A 19,544-nucleotide genomic window follows, 5' to 3' on the forward strand; every position below is an offset into this window, starting at 1 on the left:
CGGCCGTCGAAGACCCGCGCGATCAGGTCGGGCAGATAGCCGCGCACCGGGGCCGGGCCGCCGCGCAGGCCGACGTGGGAGAAGAACAGCTCCTGACCGTCGACGGCGACATCATGGGGCACGCCGACGAAGCCGACGTTGCCGCCCGGGCGGGTGGCGTGCAGCGCCTGCTGCATCGACTGCGCGGTGCCGACACACTCCAGCACGCTGTCGGCGCCGACACCGTCGGTGAGGTCCTTGACGCGGGCGATGCCTTCCTCGCCGCGCTCGGTGACGATGTCGGTGGCGCCGAACTCCAGCGCGAGCTTCTGCCGGGAGGCGTGCCGGCTCATCGCGATGATGCGCTCCGCACCGAGCTCCTTCGCGGCGATGACACCGCACAGGCCGACCGCTCCGTCCCCGACGACCACCGCGGTGGAGCCGGGCCGCACCTCGGCGGCCTTCGCCGCCCACCAGCCGGTGCCCATCACGTCCGACAGCGCCAGCAGGCTCGGCCAGAGGTTCTCGCCCGGGTGTTCGGGAGTGGCTACCAGGGTGCCGTGGGCGTTGGGAATGCGTACGTACTCGGCCTGGCAGGTGGACATGAACTCGCGGTTCACACAGTTGGACTGGTAGCCGGCCCGGCAGTTCACACACGTGTTGTCCGACGTGGCGAACGAGCCGATGACGAACTGGCCCGGCTTCACATGGGTGACCTCGCTGCCGACCTCCTCGACGACACCGACGTACTCGTGGCCCATCGGGTGCGGCTGGTCGACGGGCTCGGCACCGCGGTAGGGCCACAGGTCCGAGCCGCACACGCAGGTCACGGCGGTCCGGATGACGGCGTCGGTCGGACGCACGATCTTCGCGTCGTCGACCTCCTCGAAACGGACGTCGCCGGGGGCGTGGATGACAGCTCCGCGCATGAGGATGCTTCTTTCGGTGGGAAAGGTCTTCGGTCAGCAGCCCTTCGGGAGACTGATGAGGCTGCTCATCGTCGAGCCTTGCACGCGAAGGCACGCGCGAAAAGCGGAGAAAACCATCCGAGGATAATCGCATCCTGGGAGAAAACTCTCCCCCCTTATCGAGGCACGATCAATGCCATGCTGGGAAGCATGAGCGAGAATGTGACCCTCAACGAGCTGGGGGAATTCCTCAAGAAGCGCCGTTCTGAGCTCAGCCCGCGTACCGTCGGGCTGCCGGAGACGGGCGGGCCCCGCCGGGTTGCCGGACTGCGCCGTGAGGAAGTCGCCCAGCTCGCCTCCATCAGCACCGACTACTACACGAGACTTGAACAGGGTCGTCTGCAGGCATCCGCTCCCGTCCTCGAGACCCTTGCCCGTGTCCTCCATCTGGATGACGACGAGCGCGGCTATCTCTTCCAGCTCGCCGGCAAGACCACGGTCCGCATGCGGCGCCGCGGCCGGCAGCAGGTGCAGCCCCAGCTCCAGCGCGTCCTGGACGACCTCACCGCCACGCCCGCGATCGTGCAGGGCCGGCGCGGGGACATCCTGGCCTGGAACGCGCTGGCGTCCGCCCTGGTCATCGATTTCTCCCGCATCCCGGAAAAGCATCGCAACTACCCCCGGATCCAGTTCACCGAACCGTCGATGCGCAGCCTGTACGCCGATTGGGAAACCTCCGCCCAGATCTCCGTGGCACAGCTGCGCATGGAGGCGGCCAAATACCCCGACGACCCGCGGCTGATCGAGCTGGTCGGTGAACTGTCCACGCGCGACAAGGAGTTCGCGAAGTGGTGGGGCGACCACAAGGTGGCCGCCCGTACGGTGGGCACGAAGACCCTCAACCACCCGGTCGTCGGTGAACTCGTCCTGGACTGGGACACGTTGACCGCGAACACCGACCCCGACCAGCACCTCACGGTGTGGACCGCGGCGCCCGGCTCGCCCACCCACGAGCGCCTGCGCATCCTCGCCTCCTGGGCCGCCGACCAACACCTGCCGGCCTCGTCCCACTTCCGCGAGGGCGGTCAATAACGGAGCGCGGTGGCGGTGTGTGCGCGGACACCTCGTATCCCAGACCTCGCTGGTTCTGTCGCTCAGCCTCCTCCACGCCTTGGACGGCGTCACTACAGGCCGTGCATCATGAACTCGGGCCTTCGCGGACTCGTATCGTTCACGAGGATGTCGATACGACCGAACGGCCCGGCCGCGAGCCCTCACACCTCCGCGCTGCGACCTGCAACCCCGCTTGAAGGCCCACGGCGAACGCGACGTGCAGAGTTCCACCCCGGTACCGGCCCCGGTGATGAAAAGGACCGCTATCCCAGGGACGCGTACGCGGGCCGCGGCCCGGTGGTGTCGGAGAGGACTTCCTCGACCGAGTCCCGGTGGATGGGGCCGCTGCCCCGGGTCAGCGGCAGGCCCGTGCCCCGGTTGGCGTGGGCGATGATCTCCGCGGTGATGGAGACGGCGGTCTCCTCGGGCGTACGGGCGCCGAGGTCGAGCCCGATCGGCGAGCGCAGCCGGCCCAACTGCTCGTCCGTGACGCCGACTTCCCGCAGCCTGCGCAGACGCTCCTCGTGGGTGCGGCGGGATCCCATCGCTCCGACGTAGCCGACCGGCAGATCGAGGGCCAGGGACAGCAGGGGGATGTCGAACTTGGCGTCGTGGGTGAGGACGCAGATCGCGGTCCGGGCGTCGACCTCGGTTCGTTCCAGGTACCGGTGCGGCCAGTCGACGACGACCTCGTCGGCGTACGGGAAACGGGCCTCGGTGGCGAAGACGGGGCGGGCGTCACAGACCGTGACCCGGTAGCCGAGGAAGCTGCCGACCCGGCTGAGCGCGGCGGCGAAGTCGACCGCCCCGAAGATCAGCATGCGGGGCCGGGACGCGTGCACATGGACCAGGACGGACAACCGCTCCGGGCAGGTCTCGGCGTCCCCGCCCACCTCCGCGCGGGCGGTCCGTCCGGCGCGCAGCAGCGCCCACGCCTGGGCACCGACCTCCCGCCGCGCTGCCCCTGCTGGCATGTCGTGACGGATGGCCCCCGCCGCGTCGACGTACAGCATCCCGCCGACGAGTTCCTCCGGGCCCTCGACGACCTGGGCGACCGCGACCGGCCGTCCCTCCACCACGTCGGCCAGGGCCACGACGAGGTGCGGCTGCGTCGCGGGGTCGAACCGCTGGACGAGGACGTCGAGTTCGCCGCCGCAGGTCAGTCCTACGGCGAAGGCGTCGTCGTCGGAGTAGCCGAACCAGGCGCGCTGCGGGGCGCCTTGCTCTTCGAGCACCTGGCGACAGAGATCGTAGACCGCTCCCTCGACACAGCCGCCGGAGATACTGCCGACCGCGTTGCCGTCCCGGTCCACCGCAACCGACGTCCCGACAGGCAGCGGTGCGCTGCCGCGGACATCCACGACGGTGGCCAGGGCGAAGGGGCGGGCCTCGCGGCACCAACGGTGCAGTGTGTCCGCGATGTTCAGCATGAACAGGTCCTTCTTGCGGTGGGGGTCATGGGCGGGCCGCCGCCGCGTCACGGGGGTGCGCTCCCACGCGGCGGCGGCCCTGAAGGTCCGGCGACGGGACGGGGGGACCCGCCTCCGGACGGCTCGGGTGCGCACTCCGGCCGACGCTGGCCGGAGTGCGGAGCGTCAGAGCAACGCCTCGGCGGTGATGGGCAGTTCGCGCACGCGGCGGCCCGTGGCGTTGAAGACCGCGTTCGCGATGGCGGGCGCCACACCGCAGATCACCAGCTCGGCAAGGCCTTTGACGCCGAGTGCGTTGGCGTCCCGGTCCTCCCCTTCGAGGTAGATCGCCCGGAGCTCGGGGATGTCGGCGTTGACCGGGACCAGGTAGCCAGCGAGGTCGGCGTTGACGATCCGGCCGTCACGGTGGTCGGTGACCGTGTGCTCCAGCAGCGCCTGGCCGATACCGCCCACCATGCCGCCGAGAGCCTGGCTGTCGGCGAGCTTCGGGCTGATGATGCGGCCCGCGTCGTACACGGAGAGCATCCGCCGCACCCGCACCAGGCCGAGCGTCGAGTCCACCGCCACCTCGGCGAAGGTCGCGCTGTAGGCGCTGATGGAGCGCTGTTCGCCGCGGGGCGGGGAGAAGGAGGTGCTCGCTTCCAGACGGTCCCGGTCGTTGCGGGTCAGCAGCTGCTTGTACGTCTCGCCGCGGGCCGGGTTCCCCTGCACGTGGAGTCGGCCGTTGCGGACCACGACGTCCTCGGCGGCCACCCCGTACAGCGGCGAGTCCTCGTCCTCGACGGCGAGCCGGATCGCCTGGGTGCGGAGCTGGTTGCAGACGTCGAGGGTGGCGGAGCCGATGCTCGCCATGGTCATCGAGCCGCCGTGCGGCGGGGTCTGCGGGTACCGGGAGTCGCCGAGCCGGAAGTCGACCGCGCGCATGCCGAGCCCGAGGGCGTCGGCGGCGACCTGCGTCTGGGAGGTGTACGTGCCCGGGCCCATGTCACTGGTGGCGCACTCGACCTCGGCCGTGCCGTCGGCGTTCAGGCGGCCCCGGGACTGGGCCGGTGCGACACCGGTGTGGTAGACGCCCGAGGCCACGCCCATGCCGATCAGCCAGTCGCCGTCACGTCGCGCACGCGGCCGCGGGTTACGGCGATCCCAGCCGAACTCGCGGGCGCCAACCGTGTAGCACTCCACCAGCCGGCGCGTCGAGTACGGCGCGTTGCTCTGCGGGTCCTGGGTCGGCTCGTTGCGGCGGCGCAGCTCGATCGGGTCCATGCCGAGCTCGTGGGCGATCTCGTCCATCGCCGACTCGACGACGTAGACGCCGGTGGCGGCGCCGGGGCCGCGCATCCAGATCGGGCTGTTCACGTCCAACGGGACGGTCCGATACGCCTGGCGGACGCTGGGCGTGGCGTAAAGGCTCGCCCCGGGGCCCGTGACGGCCTCGTTGAACGTCTCGTACGACGACGTCTCGGCGTCGATGATCTGGTCCGAGGCGACCAGGCGGCCGTTGCGGTCGGCGCCGATGTGCATCCGGTAGGCGTAGGAGGGCCGGAAGCCGGTGCCGAAGTACATCTGCCTGCGGGTCAGGGTCAGTTTGACCGGACGGCCCACCTCCCGCGCGGCGAGCGCGGCGACCACGGTGTGCGGCCAGCAGCGTAGCCCGCTGCCGAAGGCGCCGCCAATGAAGGGGTTGATGACCCGTACGTTGTCCAGGGGCACGTCGAACACCGTGGACAGTTCCAGTTGGGTGCCGGGCACCCACTGCGTCTTGTCCCACACGGTGAGCCGATTGCCGTCCCAGCGGGCGATCGTGCCGTGCATCTCCATCGGATTGTGGTGGTTGCGCGCCAGGTGGTAGGTCAGGTCCAGCGTCACGTCCGCGTCGCGCAGTCCGGCTTCGACGTCGCCGCGGGAGTACGGCCGTCCCGCAACCGGCTCCCCCTCGGCGAGGTCGGTGGTGGGCCGCTGGGCGTCGTAGCTGACCTTGACCAGGCTCGCGCCGTGCTGCGCGGCCTCCAGCGTGGTGCCCACCACGACGGCGACGGGGAAGCCGTGGAAGAGGACGCGGTCGTCCTGGAAGACCCGCACCTTGTTGCCGGGCAGGTTGTTCGACCCGCCGGAGTTGTCGCGGTACGGCAGTGTCGGCGCGTTGCCGTGGTGGATCACCCGGAGCACGCCCGGGACGGCTTCGGCGGCGTCCGTGTCGAAGCCGGTGATGCGGCCGCGTCCGATGCTCGCGTCGACGATGACGGCGTGCACCATCCCCTCGGCGTTGAACTCGGCGGCGTACTGCGCCTTGCCGGTGACCTTGAGCCGACCGTCCACCCGGGACAGCGGGGCGCCGACGGCTGCCTGGGGCTGGGGACTCACTTCGTACCTCCCACGACACGCAGCTGACGCTCGACGGTTCGTCGCAGCAGTGCGACTTTGAAGCGGTTGCCCGACAGCGGCCGGGCCCCCGTCGCCGCCTGCTCGGCGGCGGCCGTCCATAGCGCGTCCGAGGGGCGTCGGCCGATGAGGGCCCGCTCGACGGCGGGCAGCTTCCAGGGAACCGTGCCCACGCCTCCGGCGGCGACCTTGGCCTCGCGGATCACTCCCCCGCGGATGTGCAGGGCGACGGCCGCCGAGGTGAGGGCGAACTCGTAGGACTGCCGGTCACGGACCTTCAGGTAACCGGACTTCAGCGGACGCGGAAGCGCCGGGATCTCGACCGCGGTGATCAACTCACCTTTACGGAGGGCCTGTTCGCGGTTCGGGGTGGTGCCGGGCCGGAGCAGGAAGTCGGCGAACGGCAGGCTGCGCTCGCGTCCGTCCGGGCCCAGCAGATGCACGCTCGCCTCCAGCGCGGCGAAGGCCACGGCCACGTCGGAGGGGTGCGTGGCCACGCAGGCGTCGGAGGTGCCGAGGATGGCGTGCATCCGGTTGAAGCCGTGCAGCGCGGCACAACCCGAGCCCGGCTCACGCTTGTTGCAGTCGGCGGTCACATCGCGGAAGTAGGTGCAGCGGGTGCGCTGCATGATGTTGCCGCCGATGGTGGCCATGTTGCGCAACTGGGCCGACGCGCTCAGCTCCAGGGCCTGGGAGACCACCGGGTAGGCGGCACGCACCGTGGGGTGGGCGGCGGCCTCGCTCATCCGCACGAGGGCTCCGATGCGCAGCGCGCCCTCCTTGGTGACCAGGACCTCGCGCAGCGGCAGCCCGCTGATGTCGACCAGGGTCTCGGGGTGCTCGACGGTCTCGCGCATCAGGTCGACCAGGGTGGTGCCGCCGGCGATGTAACGGCCGCCACTGCGACCGGCGTTGAGCGCCTCACGCGTGTCGGATGCCTTGGTGAAGGCGAAGGGATGCATCAGGCCCTCACTTCCTCGCGGCGGTCTGCTCGACCGCGCGCACGATCTTGACGTAGCAGCCGCAGCGGCAGATGTTGCCGCTCATCCACTCCCGGATCTCCTCCGGCGAGCCGGTGTGGCCCTCCTTGATGCAGCCGACTCCGGACATGATCTGGCCAGGCGTGCAGTAACCGCACTGATAGGCGTCCTCGTCGATGAACGCCTGCTGGAGCGGGTGCAGTTCGTCGCCGTCGGCCAGGCCCTCGATCGTGGTGACCTCGGCACCCTCCAGCCGCACCGCGAGAGTCAGGCAGGAGTTCACCCGCCGACCGTCGACCAGCACCGTGCACGCCCCGCACGCACCCGCGTTGCAGCCCTTCTTGGTGCCCGTGAGATCGAGGTGCTCACGCAGCAGGTCCAGCAGCGAGGTGCGGTTGTCCACCGTCACCGTCCGCCGGGCGCCGTTCACCTTGAGCGACACCCGGCTGGACGGCGACGCCTCGGCGCCGGCCGCTTCTTCCGAGCCGCCGAGAAGGGATCCTCCGATCACGCCGCCCGCGACCACGGCACCGCCGGCCACCGTGGTGGTGGCGATGAAGGTCCGCCGGGTGGGCGCCGGAGGGGCCTCGCTGGATCCGGTGGGGGGTGGAGCAGATTCAGGGAGTTCAGTCGACATGCCTACGCCTTCGCATCACGGTCGGGATCTGCCGCACACGGTGGTACGGCGAGAAGCGGACGTGTCATCGCCGCAAGACCAATACAAACCGGGCGCCTCAAGGGCGCATTCCGTTACGCGGAAGCGTGCCACCGTCATCGCGCCGGAAACAGGGAGAATTTCCTCCCCCCATAAGAACCGCGTGTCACAGCCCGAACGCGGCAGGGATCTACCCCCTTCTTCCTGTGATAATCCTGTGGACTCTAGTCATGGGTCCACCGAGGCGACCTGATGCCCACTCAGAGCTGGTGATGGGCAGGGGAGTTGGCCGTCATATCGACGTTCGGCACGCCTCATTTCCCGGAGTCATGCCAAAACACCGGCATTTCCTCCGCATTACCAAGCCATGACCGCCAAGTCGGCAGCGAACCCGCTATGCGACGTGAAGCTCTGCGAGCTGTAGCCTGTACTTCCTCGGCTCGTCGGCGGCCGCCTCGCCTCACTGCGTCTGTTCCCCTTGATCTTCGGCGGCATCGGCCTGCTGGTCGGCGAGATTGGGATGTGGCCGGCCGTCGCGGTGGCCGGACGGCGGCGAACTCACTTCCCGGCCTGAGCCGAGCCGTGACCGACTTGACTCACCGCAACCTGGGCGTCCACCGGTCGGCGGGGACCATCACGACCGGTGCGGCGACGACCCTGTGCTCTGCACCGGCCAACTCGCCGCCAGGGCATTGTCAGTGGCGCGTGCGATGCCCGGCGCAGGGAGTTCTTGGCTGATCTCGTGCCCGCTGAGGGGCCGATCGACGACCAGCCTGCATCGGCGGAATTACGACCGCCCACGGACGACAGACGGTACGCACCGCCCGTCGACCAGTTCCCGCCCACACTGTGTACGCAGATGGAAGTCGTCGGCGCGGGGGCGGCGGGACCCCGGGTCCTCAGGACCGGGTGGTCCGGGTGGCCGCGATCAGCCACCTTCCACTACGACCCTCGCATCCTCCGTCTCGCGCACATCCTGAGCGGCTGTGTCAGGGCCGCCGTGCTCACGTTGCCGGTCGTCATGCTGGGTCCGAGGGTCGCGGTTGCTGACACCGGCCGCTACGGGGAGCGGTACCCAGGTCGACTACGCCGCTATCGGCACTGAGGCTACACAGCCGGATCATGCACCGCTTCCGAACGCGGCGCTGGAACACCCGCTGCATGGCGCAGTCGGTCAGGAATGAGGTCCCCGTGCCGGGTCCGGAGGTACTGGAGGGCCTGTTCAAGTGAGGGATTGTGGTCGATGCCGTTCTTGACGAACTCCAGGCGCTGCTTGGCCTCTCGCAGAATCTCGGACCACGTCCTCACCCAGACCCGGACCTTTGCGTGCTCGTAACTGGTGGGCTCGCTGTACAGGCCCTCCGGCTGGCCCGCCTGCCGGACACGTGGCAGCAGCCTGGGGCTGATCTTGCGGACGACGAGGTAGAAGTCCCACGTGGTCTCGACATTGGCAAAGCGGGGGTCGTTGAGGACTGCCTGCATGTAGTCGTCGACCTGGTCGGCCTGTTCGCGGTCGGCGTCGACGGACGGTGCCTTGAGCTCGATCACGAGATGCCGCACTCGGTCGTGTTCGTGACTCTCGGCGGACAACGCGAGATCCACCCGTCGCGTGCCGCCGTCGAGCGCCACCACCGGACCGTCTGGTGTGGGGTCCCAGCCGACGGCGCGCCGGTGGTGTTCGAGCAGGCGCGTCAGACCGATCTCGCTGCTGCGCATCAGGTTGAATTCCTCGCCGAAGACCCACAGCTCTCGTTCGAGGATCTTGTGCAGGTGGGCTCGTTCCTTGACCAGGCCGTAGGTCTCCTCGTCGAAGACCAGGTGTTCGAGCGCGGTCAGGAACTGAAGCCGTGAGGTGACGATGGACGAAGCGCGGATGATGTTGGAGAGGCTGGTCTGCTGGAGGAGGCCGTGCAGGTGGCTGATGTCGCTCTCGCTCAGCCGCAGCACCTTCTCCAGTATCTCGACCATTTCGTCGGGGTTGTGGCGTAGGGAGTTCTGCAGCAGGGAGAGCGTGAGCCGCTTCTTGGTCCTGTCCCCCGGAATGTGTCGGTTGATGGACGTGGCGACGAGATCGAAGGTGGCCTGCTCGGCCTGGGCCTGCCCTCCTTCGGCACGTGGAGGGTAGGGGTAGACGCCTTCGTCGATCCAGCGGTCCACGAGCTGGCGCCGCATCCGCCTGCGCCGCTCCTCGAACCTGGAAGCGATCCACGAGCGTGCGACACGCAGCAAGGGGGCGAGGGGTGTGTCACCGCCCAGCGTTATCAAGTGAACTTCGTTGCGGTGCAGGGGCATTGGTTCCCACACCACGTAGGCGGTGTAGGCGAAGTCGGAGTGCTCGGCAGCTGCGTCGATGGTCTCGACAGGGGCGCTCGCGGCGTCGCAGAGCGCGATGGTGCGTTCCGAGCCGGTTCGCCAGTGGATCAGACGGACTTGGAAGAGGTGGGACTCCCCGTCGTACTCGAAGTTCAGTTCCTCGGACTGTTCCTCGTCCTCGATCTGGGTGCGTGGGTCGATGAGTTGACCGTCGTAGGTGACGTGGACGTCGGTCCAGGTGAGGAGGTAGGGCGCAAGGGCCGCCGTAATCTGTGCCGCAGCCTTGGGCTCCAGCAGCCGATCGAGATGATGAGACTGCTTTCCCCACAGCTCGACCGACGTACCAGCACCGGCTGTTTCCTCTGCCAGCCGCGAGTCGATGCGCCACGTCGTACGGCGACGGACCTGAGACTCGATCGTCGTGCGCATGAGCCGGCCGTCCACTGCCAGGGCACTGCTCGTCCAGCGCGTGTAATCGCCGAGAGCGAAGGCCCGCAGTCGCCCGCGACCGGCTTTCCCGTGGAGTGGTCGCCCCAATCGCGCGGTCGTGCCGCCCTCCCGCTTGTCGGAGTTGCCGACGTCCTTGAACGCGGTGCGCGCCTTCTCCGGGGTGATGCCGTCGCCGTTGTCGCTGACGACAACCTTCTCCACCCCGTCCATCGAGGATCGTTCGATCGTCACGTCGACCTTGGTCGCGTCCGCGTCCAGGGCGTTCCACACGAGTTCAAGCACCGCTTTGACGGTCTCGCGCTCATGGGAGAGCTGCCGCACCAGGTCGTCGCCCGCTTCGAGAAGCACGTGATCCGCCATGACAGGGCATCCTTCAACAAGACGGGACAGATTGTCCATGCCTCATCAACAGGCAGTAGCACGATGCGCCGACAAGCGGGGCGCGCACAGCCCGTTCAGGATCAAGTGGGCCGCCGTTCTCCCTTCCGCTCGCCTTCCCGATCGCGCGACGACTCGCCATCCGCACTGCCCCTCCTGATGCCCCTGACGAGTTCGGCCAACTGCCTCGACCGGCTCGCACCGACATGGAGCTCTTTCCGTAACGTCTCCGCTGACGCAGGACGCTGATGAAGTCGCCGATGTTGGGCGTCGATAACCCGAGCTTGCGCCAGCAGCGGATCGCCCCCAAGCCCCGGTCCACCGTTCACTCCACCGGGACCTGCTACAGGTTCACTACCCCTCCTTACGGCAGGGCGATGGGCCAAGAGCTCCACTGACAGCAGCAGCGCGACCGGCGGCCAGCCCGCCACCAGCACCGGCTTCCACTCAAAAGCCGGCGCCGCCGCGATGTTCGCGGCCAGCGAGACCCCGATCCCGAGCAGAAACGCCGACCGCACTGCGCCTCGCGCCCGGCGTGTACGAGTCCCCGACGGCTTCAGCAAGCCGACCGTGGCCAGCAACAGGAGACCGTCCACGGACAGCGGCCACAACGACGCGCTGACATGGTCCGCTCCACCCTGAAGCGCGAACTCCCGCTGGTGCACATACGAGGCGTACGCCGCCACCCCGGCGACCACCAAGGCACAGAACGGCCGGATCCAGGCATCAAGATCCGCGCCGCTGCGCTCAGGCGTACTTGGGCGGGCCTCGGGGTCCTGCGTCATCGGAACCACCGCCACCTGCCACGGCCCCCTCCCAGTGCACAACGCGTGCACACTTGCGCGGGAACTCCCGGGAACTCGCAGGTAGAAGCGGGAAGCCCCCAGGCATCGAAAAGGGCCCTGGCCAGAACATAAGTCCAGGTCAGAGCCCTAAAAGCAGACGAGTCGGGCTGTACGCCGGGTTCCGTCCGAGGCGCCAGCCGGGATGGCACATGCGACCTCCCTGACGAGCGCCCCACAGCAACCCGAGGCATACAGTTTCTCCGCCCCTGGCGTGGCGAGCCCCCGCTCCGATGCGGCCAAGGAACCAAGATCCGGACCATTCGCGGACCAGGAAGCCCCCACTATCTCCTTCAAGGGATTTCCGCAGGTCAGCGGCCAGGCGACGCGGTACCAACAGCAGACGAAGAAGCTGTTAGCACCTACTCGTCACTCATTCAGAACGCCGTTGTCCCTCTATCTCTCGCAACCCGGCGGACCCCTCATAATCTCTCGAACCGTTCCTGACGAGAGCAGCAAGCTGTCGTGACCGAGCGGCGCTGATGTGCAGCTCCTTGCGGAGCGTTTCCGCCGATGCAGGGCGCCGATGCTCTTTCCAATCCTCGGCATCGAGCATGCGAGCTTTCTCCAAGAGGAGATCACCAGGCCCGCCGACAGTGATCGCAGGACCCGCTCCCTGCCCCTCCTCCATGTGGGCTGCGCGGTCCTTCCCTCTCTCTACCGGCCGGTGCACCAGCAGTTCGACCGAGAGCAGCAGTGCGACTGGCGGCCACCCCGCGACCAGCACCGGCTTCCATTGCAAAGCCGGCGCTGCGGCGACGTTCGCGGCCAGCGAGACAACGATCCCCAGCAGGAAGGCCGAACGAACAGCCCAGCGTGCACAACGGGTCGCCGATTCCGAGTGCTTCAGAAGGCCGACCGTGGCCAAGAGCAGCAGGCCGTCCACGGACAGCGGCCACAGCGACGCACTCACGGTGTCCGCTCCCCCTTGCCGGGCGAACTCCCGCTGATGCACGTACGACGCATAGGCGGCGACCCCCGCGACAACCAGCGCACACAGGGACCGCACCCATGCTTCGAGATCCATTGCGCGCCGGTCGGGGAGAAGCCCCGTCGCCTCTTCGCGACGCTTCATCCCGCCCTCACGGGTGGCACTCGCCCCCTGAACTCCCCATCCGGCCAAGGCTCGCTGCCAGCCGAGATGGGCCGCCCGGACACCAAGATCGTCGCACATCTATTGCACACTTGGCCGGGAACTCCCGGGAAATCCAGGGAACTGGAGGGAACTACTCCGCGGCGACCGACGCTCCTCCCCAGGTCAACTGCGGTGCAGCTCAAGCCCAGGCGGTCACCGGCACAAACGAACTGTCCTGGCGGAAGAGGTCGGTCGCGGCCGTCCGCTCCACCCGTAGTTGGTAGTTGTAGTGGCGCAGGTAGTACCCGGGATAGTTGTACGACTCCCAGCGGATCGAGCCCGACGACGAACCCGTGCGGGCGATGAAGGTCGCGTCCCTGGCGAAGGTCGTCGTGCCGTCGTTGGCGTCGAAGCGGGCCCGGAAGTCGTAGTGGCGCAGGTAGTTGCCGGAGGAGTCGCGGAAGGAGTAGCCGTTGGAATCGGCGAGTCCGGCGACGACCGTGAAAGTGGAGGCCGTCTTCTCCGCGGACGTGCTGGAGCTGGTCACGACCGGGAGGTTGAGAAGGGAGGACTGCGCCTGCCAGTAGCGGGTGGTGTAGTTGGCCGACTGGAACGAGCGCGTGACGTTCTTCGCGAGCGAAGGACCGCCCGACACGGTCTCCTTGATGACCGTGAAGTGGCGTGCCGTGCCGGAGACCACCGGCAGGGCCGTCGGCGCCGACCAGGTGGCGAACGTGTCGTAGCTGTCGCTGTAGTAGTAGTTTCCGTCGCCGTAGCCGTCGAAGAAGATCCGCCAGCCGCCGTTGTCGAGCTGGATCACGGACGGGCCCTCGCGGTAGCTGCCCCAGCCGGCCCAGTCGCCCGTCCTGGAGATCGTGTAGGGGCCGCCCAGCGAGGTGGCCGTCGCGTACTCGATGTACTTCGTCGTCTCGTTCTTGGTGAACGCGTGGTACGTCGAGCCGCTCTTCACGATGTACGTGTCGATGTGGTTGGAGCCGATGCCGGACAGGGCCACCGGTGAACTCCAGGCCGTCAGCGCGGAGTTCGTCGCCCTCAACCGGTACGGCGTGAAGATCCACTCGTCGCTGGTGAGCGAGCAGGACACGATGACGTTGACGCTGCCGTCGCTGTCGACGAACCACTCCGGCGCCCACGCGCGGGACAGGTTGGCGATCGGGACCGTGTAGTCGTACAGGAAGGTCCAGTTGGAGCGGTCGGAGCTGCGCGCGAAGCCGATGGTGGTGCTGACGTCCTGCCAGGTGTGGGTCGTGTAGGTGACGTAGTAGTAGCCGTCGGTGTGCTTGAAGACGCTCGCGTCGCGGATCCTGTTGCTCGGCGGCGTGTAGGCGGAGGACTTCAGGAGCCTGAAGTCCGTGGCGTCGTCGGACTGGTAGACGTTCACCGTGCCGTCGTCGCTGTTGAGGAACGGGACGATCGTGTACCGGGTGGCGGAGCCGCTCGGCGGGGCGGCGGCGAGGGCCGTGCCCGGGAGTTCACCGAGCAGCACGGCCGAGGCCGGCAGCGCGGCCATCACGCGCAGCAGGGTACGGCGGGACGGCTGGGGGGATCGTGTGGTCACGGGCGGCTCTCCCTCGGACAAGAACGCGGCTCTGACGTCCGACATGCCGAACAGAGTTCGGAAAGTCGGTCAGACCGTAAGGGGGTGACCGGAACACGTCAATCCCCTTGCATACAACGGCCGTTCCCACCAAGCGCTTTCCGAGGTTACCGTTCGGTAGAAGGCGTCGACCCGGAGGTGTCCCCGTATGACGTACGAGCGTTCCGTAGGACTGGTGGAGACCGCCCGGGCACTGGCCGACGGCGAGGTCACCTCACTGGCGCTCGTCGAGCGGGCCCTGGCGCGGATCGAGTCCTCCCAGGGCTCCCTCAACGCCTTCCGGATCGTCCGCACGGAGGCCGCCCTCGCCGAGGCCGTGGCCGCGGACGCCCAACTGGCCACCGGGGCACGGAAACCGCTGCTCGGCGTGCCCGTCGCCGTCAAGGACGACATGGACGTGGCCGGCGAGCCCACCGCCTTCGGCTGTGAAGGGGAGTTCCCGCCGGTCGCCCGGGACGGCGAGGCGGTACGGCGGCTGCGCGCGGCCGGTGCCGTGATCGTCGGCAAGACCAACACCTGCGAGTTCGGGCAGTGGCCGTTCACCGAGGGCCCGGCCTTCGGCGCCACCCGCAATCCGTGGAACTCCGCCTACACGCCCGGCGGTTCGTCGGGCGGCTCGGCCGCCGCCGTCGCCGCCGGTCTGGTGCCCGCCGCGCTCGGCTCGGACGGCGCGGGCTCGGTGCGGATCCCGGCCTCCTGGACGCACCTCGTCGGCATCAAGCCGCAGCGGGGCCGCGTCTCCACCTGGCCGCGCGGCGAGTCCTTCCAGGGCATCACGGTCAACGGCACCCTGGCCCGTACGGTCGCCGACGCGGCCCTCCTCCTCGACGCGGCGAGCGGCAACCACGACCTCGACCCGCACCGGCCGCCGGCGATCGACGCCTCGGCCGCGGTGGGCCGCGACCCGGGCCGACTGCGCATCGCACTCGCCCTGAAGCCGCCGTTCACCGCCCTGCCCGCGCGGCTCCAGCCGGAGGTGCGGGCGCGAGTCCTCGAACTCGCCTCCCGAATCGCCGACTTGGGGCACATCGTCGAGGAGGCGGATCCGCCGTACGGCCAGATCGGGCTCACCTTCATCCCGCGCGCCACGGCCGGCCTCGCCGAACGCGTCCGCGAGGCACCCTTCCCCGCCCTGCTCGACCGGCGCACCCGGGACGCGGCCCGGCTCGGTGGGCTCCTCGGCGGGGTCCCGCTGCGGGCGGCCCGGCGCGCGGAGGCGGTCCTGCACCGCCGTATCGGAGGGTTCTTCTCGTCGTACGACGTGATCCTGGCCCCCACCACGGCCGCGCCCCCGCCGCGCATCGGGTCGATGCTGAAGCTCGGCGGGTTCGCCACGGACCGCGCGATGATCGCCGCGTGTCCGTACGCCTGGCCGTGGAACGTGCTGGGCTGGCCGGGGGTGAACGTGCCCGCCGGGTTCGTCGGCGAAGGGCTGCCGGTCGGGGCCCAGCTGCTCGGGCCGGCGAACAGCGAGCCGCTGCTGCTCTCGCTCGCGGCGCAGCTGGAGGCGGAGCTGAGCTGGCACGAGCGGTGGCCGGGGCCGTTCGTCGCCGCGGATTCACCGGCCGTGTGAGCATCCCGGCCCGTACCCTGTGACCATGGACGATGCGTCGATGGTCGGGCTCATGGGGCGGGTCTCGGGGACGGTGGGGCCGGGGCTCGTCGGTGAGGTGATCGTCCGGGTGCGCGGAGGCGCCGAGCACTTCCTGGCCTACCCCGCCACCGGGACCGAGCGCATCGAGCGGGGGACGGTGGTGATGGTGGTGGAGTATCTGCCGCCGCGGACCGTCTACGTACAGGCCGCATACGACAGCTGAGCCTGCCAACGCGCAGGTGAGAGCGGTATGTATCAAGAGTTCGACAAGGATTGGCGGGTCCCTGTATTCCGCCGTCCCAGAGGCGCACACTCCCTTCGTTCGGTGCCGAAAGGGCACCATGCAAAGGGGGCGTATGCCGATGGTCATCGGCGTCGTTGCGGGGGTGGCAGTCGCTGCCATCGCCGTTCTGATCGGTCTGTTCAAACTGATGTGGCGTGTCGCGGAACCCAACGAGGCACTGATCATCTCGGGCTCCAACCACAAGACGGAGGGGCTCGAAGCGGGGATGGGATTCCGCATCGTCACCGGGCGCGGCACCTTGGTGCTGCCCGGGGTCCAGGCGGTGCGCAAGCTCTCGCTCGATCTGAACGAGACCGAACTGCATGTGGACTGCGTGACCCACCAGGGCATCCCGCTCAAGGTGCGGGGCGTGGTCATCTTCAAGGTGGGCGACGACTTCGTGTCGATCGCCAACGCGGGGCGTCGCTTCCTCGACCAGCAGAAGCTGATGTCGGAACGGGTGCACAACGTGTTCGCCGGTCATCTGCGGTCCATCGTCGGCGGGTTGACCGTCGAGGACATGATCCGCGACCGGGAGAAGCTCACGGGACAGACCCGGGCCGCCTGCGGGACGGAGATGGAGAAGCTCGGCCTGATCGTCGACTCGCTCCAGATCCACGAGATCGAGGACCCGACCGGCTACATCCAGAACCTCGCGATGCCGCACGCGGCGGCCGTCCAGCGGGACGCGCGTATCGCGCAGGCCGAGGCGAACCGGCTGGCCACGGAGGCCGAGCAGCAGTCGTTCGCACGGATGGCCGAGGCCACCCGGGACAGCGAGATCCTCCAGGCCGGCTACCAGGCCGAGCGGGACAAGGCGGCGGCGAAGGCGCGCCAGGCCGGTCCGCTCGCCGAGGCCGGGGCCCGGCAGGAGGTCGTCGTCCAGGAGACGCGGGTCGCCGAACTCGAGGCGCACCGGCGGGAGCAGCAGCTCCAGGCGGACGTCCGCAAGCCGGCGGACGCCAAGGCGTACGAGAAGCGCACGCTGGCCGAGGCCGAGCGCGACGCCCGGATCTCCGGTGCCGAGGCCAAGGCGAAGGAGACCGAGCTCGCGGCGGCGGCCGAGGCGACCCGGGTCAAGGCGGCCGCGGGTGCCGAGGCCGAGGCGACCAAGGCACGGGGTGCGGCCACCGCCGCCTCCACCCGGGCCACCGGTGAGGCCGAGGCCGCCGCGGCCCAGGCCAAGGGTCTCGCGGAGGCCGAGGCGGCCAGGGCGAAGGGGCTCGCGGAGGCGGAGGCCATCAAGGCCCGGGCCGCCGCGCTCGCCGAGAACCAGGAGGCGGTCGTCGCCCAGCAACTCGCCGAGAACTGGCCGGAGATCGTGAAGGCGGGCGCGTCCGCGTTCGGCAGCGTCGACAACATGGTGGTCCTCAACGGCGCGGACGGCATGGCGGACATGCTGGCCAAGGCGCTCACCATGGGCGGCACGGGGCTGGGCCTGGCCCGTCAGCTGCTGGCGTCGATGAACCAGAACGGGCAGACCCCGAACGGGACTTCACTGAACGGGGTGGCCACGCCGCCCGTCCAGAAGGTGCCGGTGCAGGAGTAAACAGCAAGCGGTCCGGGGCCTTTGGAGAAAAGGGCCCCGGACCGCCCGCGTTCAAAGCTGGGCGACACCCAGGCCGATCAGGGCAACTACCTTCGCGATCTCGAAGGCGATGTAGACGAGGTGACCGCGCGAGCGGGGCAGGTCCTCGCCGGCCAGGACGCGGTCGGAGCGTCGGTTCAACCGGGGCCGGACGACGGCTAGTTGACCGACGAGCAGCACAACCAGGGCGACGGTCCACGCGATGACCGCGCCCGATGTGTCACCCAGGGCGACCAGCACGACCACCGCGGCGGCCAGGACGCTCTCCACCAGGTTCAGGGCCCGGAAGACCAGCCGCCCGATGCCCAGGCCCACTTGAAGGGTCACCCCCGTGCGCGGAACTTCAGCGGTGCCTCCAGGAAGGAGATCGCCAGCACCATCCCGAGCCACACGAAGGTGATCGCGCCCGCCGTTTCGTTCATCCGACCGACCGTACTCCTCCCCGGTTCGGCGGACGCCTTAAGGTGCCCACGTGACTGCGTTTACCGATGAGAACGTTCCCGGCCGCCACGGCGCCACCGCCACCACCGAGGCCGACCCGCGCGAGGTCGGCAAGGTGCGTACCGAGTACTCCCCCGCGCACGACGGCGACCCCGACCCGGGCGAGATCGTGTGGACCTGGGTGCCCTTCGAGGAGAACGACGGCCGGGGCAAGGACCGGCCCGTGCTCGTGGTCGCCCGCGAGGCCGCCGGGACCTTCCTCGCCGTACAGCTGTCGAGCAAGCGGCACGACGGCGACCGGGAGTGGGTGGCGATCGGCAGCGGCCCCTGGGACCGCACCGGCCGCGACTCCTGGGTGGACGTCGACCGCATCCTGCGCCTCCACGAGGAGGGCATGCGCCGGGAGGCGTGCGCGCTGGACCGGGGCCGCTTCAACCTGGTCAGGCAGCGGCTGCACGAGCGGTACGGCTGGAGCTGACCGGCGCGGCTCCGGTCACCGCTGAAGGGTTCGCTCCGGAAAAGCCCGTACGAACGCCTCCCGGAGCACCGCACCCGGCGTCCGGTCCAGCACCCCGAACACCACCTGCTCGAAGGTCCCGGCGAACCGCCCGCCGGGGCCCAGCAGCGCCCGGAAAGCGCCCGCCACCTGCGCGGGGTCGTTCTGGAAGACCCCGCAGCCCCAGGCACCCAGCACCAGGCGCCGGTGGCCGTGCGCGGCGGCCGTCTCCAGGACCCGCTCGGCCCGCGTCGCGACAGCGGACGGCAGCTCACCGGCCCGCTCCGGGGCCGTACGCACCACCACCCCCGCGTTCGGCGCGGCGGCGGTCAGGAAGCTCACGAGGAACGGTGTGTCCAGCAGGCGGGCATGGTCGTCCCGGAATACGGGCACGCCCGGTGAGTGGATGACGCGGTCCGTGTAGAACGCGTCGCGGTGGGCGCGGTGATGGTCGTAGAACTCACGTGCCTCCAGCAGGCAGGTGTGCAGTGCGGAGGCCCGGCACAGGGCCTCTTCCTGGGCCTGGGCGCCGTTGAGGTATCCGCCACCGGGGTTGCGGGCCGAGGCGAAGTTCAGCACGGCCACGTCACCGCCGATCCGACGGGCCGCTTCCAGGCTGCTCTCGCCGCTGACCTCGAAGAACGTCTCCACGGCGGCAACCGGCGCCACCTCCACGGGCCCCGGACCGTACATCCGCGTCCCGGCCCGCGCCGCCCGTATCGCCGTAGCGATGGACACGTCACGCCCCGACGGCGACCGGTACCCCCCGTCCGCCACGATCCGCTCCGTCTCGCGCGCGACACCGCGCAGGCGTGCGCTCATGGCGCGACCCCCGTACGCGCCGCGACCGCACGCCCCGCGATCTCCCCCGTTGTGCTCATGAAGGAATCGTGGGCGATCCTGGGGGTGTCGGGCAACCGGGTTTCCGGCGCCGCGCCGGCCCGGAAAACGCCTCGCGAACGCCACGAGAACGGAGATTCACGGCCTCTATTGCGGTGATGTGCCCCCTTGTGCGAAACGAC

General features: G+C 69.4%; 15 protein-coding genes and 1 pseudogene. 5 read left to right on the forward strand and 11 right to left on the reverse strand.

Going from position 1 to position 19,544, the window contains the following annotated elements; translation table 11 throughout:
* A partial coding sequence (locus ABZ896_RS28635; protein ID WP_360935201.1) for a zinc-dependent alcohol dehydrogenase family protein occupies positions 1-908 on the reverse strand: 908 nt, incomplete at its 3' end.
* A 177-nt stretch (positions 909-1,085) separates the two neighbouring features.
* Here ABZ896_RS28635 and ABZ896_RS28640 point away from each other — a divergent pair.
* The gene (locus tag ABZ896_RS28640; RefSeq protein ID WP_360935204.1) at positions 1,086-1,979 is read left to right on the forward strand and encodes a helix-turn-helix transcriptional regulator; all 894 of its coding nucleotides are present in this window, start codon (positions 1,086-1,088) and stop codon (positions 1,977-1,979) included.
* A 284-nt stretch (positions 1,980-2,263) separates the two neighbouring features.
* Here the strand turns inward: ABZ896_RS28640 and ABZ896_RS28645 are convergent, their stop codons facing one another.
* From ABZ896_RS28645 to ABZ896_RS28680, 8 genes are all read right to left on the reverse strand, one after another.
* Entirely contained in the window at positions 2,264-3,430 is a 1,167-nt protein-coding gene (locus tag ABZ896_RS28645; RefSeq protein ID WP_360935315.1) for an XdhC/CoxI family protein, read from the reverse strand.
* Between the two features lie 165 nt (positions 3,431-3,595).
* The gene (locus tag ABZ896_RS28650; RefSeq protein WP_360935207.1) at positions 3,596-5,791 is read right to left on the reverse strand and encodes a xanthine dehydrogenase family protein molybdopterin-binding subunit; all 2,196 of its coding nucleotides are present in this window, start codon (positions 5,789-5,791) and stop codon (positions 3,596-3,598) included.
* Positions 5,788-6,771 (reverse strand): xanthine dehydrogenase family protein subunit M, encoded by a 984-nt coding sequence (locus ABZ896_RS28655; protein ID WP_360935210.1) that lies wholly within the window; start codon positions 6,769-6,771, stop codon positions 5,788-5,790. Before ABZ896_RS28655 ends, ABZ896_RS28650 begins: the two co-directional genes overlap by 4 nt.
* Positions 6,772-6,778: 7 nt before the next feature.
* On the reverse strand, positions 6,779-7,426 hold the full coding sequence (locus ABZ896_RS28660; RefSeq protein WP_360935213.1) for a (2Fe-2S)-binding protein: 648 nt from the start codon (positions 7,424-7,426) through the stop codon (positions 6,779-6,781).
* A gap of 1,125 nt (positions 7,427-8,551) precedes the next feature.
* Complete coding sequence (locus ABZ896_RS28665) at positions 8,552-10,567, reverse strand: ATP-binding protein (RefSeq protein WP_360935216.1); 2,016 nt, start codon at positions 10,565-10,567, stop codon at positions 8,552-8,554.
* A 101-nt stretch (positions 10,568-10,668) separates the two neighbouring features.
* Entirely contained in the window at positions 10,669-11,370 is a 702-nt protein-coding gene (locus ABZ896_RS28670) for a DUF2637 domain-containing protein (RefSeq protein ID WP_360935218.1), read from the reverse strand.
* A gap of 430 nt (positions 11,371-11,800) precedes the next feature.
* A complete protein-coding gene (locus ABZ896_RS28675) occupies positions 11,801-12,502 on the reverse strand; it encodes a DUF2637 domain-containing protein (RefSeq protein WP_360935221.1) in 702 nt (233 codons plus the stop codon).
* 199 nt (positions 12,503-12,701) lie between these two features.
* Positions 12,702-14,081 carry a glycoside hydrolase family 43 protein gene (locus ABZ896_RS28680; protein WP_360935224.1) on the reverse strand — a complete coding sequence of 460 codons (1,380 nt, stop codon included), beginning with the start codon at positions 14,079-14,081 and terminating at the stop codon, positions 12,702-12,704.
* A 187-nt stretch (positions 14,082-14,268) separates the two neighbouring features.
* On the opposite strand from ABZ896_RS28680, the gene ABZ896_RS28685 reads away from it, so the two are divergent.
* The 3 genes from ABZ896_RS28685 (at position 14,269) to ABZ896_RS28695 (ending at position 17,546) form a co-directional block, all read left to right on the forward strand.
* Positions 14,269-15,693 carry an amidase gene (locus tag ABZ896_RS28685; RefSeq protein WP_360935227.1) on the forward strand — a complete coding sequence of 475 codons (1,425 nt, stop codon included), beginning with the start codon at positions 14,269-14,271 and terminating at the stop codon, positions 15,691-15,693.
* A 25-nt stretch (positions 15,694-15,718) separates the two neighbouring features.
* Positions 15,719-15,937: a hypothetical protein gene (locus ABZ896_RS28690; RefSeq protein WP_360935230.1), complete on the forward strand. Its 219-nt coding sequence runs from the start codon at positions 15,719-15,721 to the stop codon at positions 15,935-15,937.
* Positions 15,938-16,070: 133 nt separating this feature from the next.
* Positions 16,071-17,546, forward strand: a complete 1,476-nt coding sequence (locus tag ABZ896_RS28695) for an SPFH domain-containing protein (protein WP_360935233.1) — start codon at positions 16,071-16,073, stop codon at positions 17,544-17,546.
* A gap of 51 nt (positions 17,547-17,597) precedes the next feature.
* Here the strand turns inward: ABZ896_RS28695 and ABZ896_RS28700 are convergent.
* Positions 17,598-18,007 (reverse strand): annotated as a pseudogene (locus tag ABZ896_RS28700) (hypothetical protein).
* Between the two features lie 50 nt (positions 18,008-18,057).
* On the opposite strand from ABZ896_RS28700, the gene ABZ896_RS28705 reads away from it, so the two are divergent.
* On the forward strand, positions 18,058-18,504 hold the full coding sequence (locus tag ABZ896_RS28705; RefSeq protein WP_360935236.1) for a type II toxin-antitoxin system PemK/MazF family toxin: 447 nt from the start codon (positions 18,058-18,060) through the stop codon (positions 18,502-18,504).
* Between the two features lie 15 nt (positions 18,505-18,519).
* On the opposite strand, the gene ABZ896_RS28710 is transcribed toward ABZ896_RS28705, so the two are convergent.
* On the reverse strand, positions 18,520-19,344 hold the full coding sequence (locus ABZ896_RS28710; protein ID WP_360935239.1) for a TIGR02452 family protein: 825 nt from the start codon (positions 19,342-19,344) through the stop codon (positions 18,520-18,522).
* Positions 19,345-19,544: the final 200 nt, after the last annotated feature.

Origin of the sequence: Streptomyces sp. NPDC047072 (assembly GCF_040643855.1) — a bacterium.
In the GTDB taxonomy this organism is placed as follows: domain Bacteria; phylum Actinomycetota; class Actinomycetes; order Streptomycetales; family Streptomycetaceae; genus Streptomyces.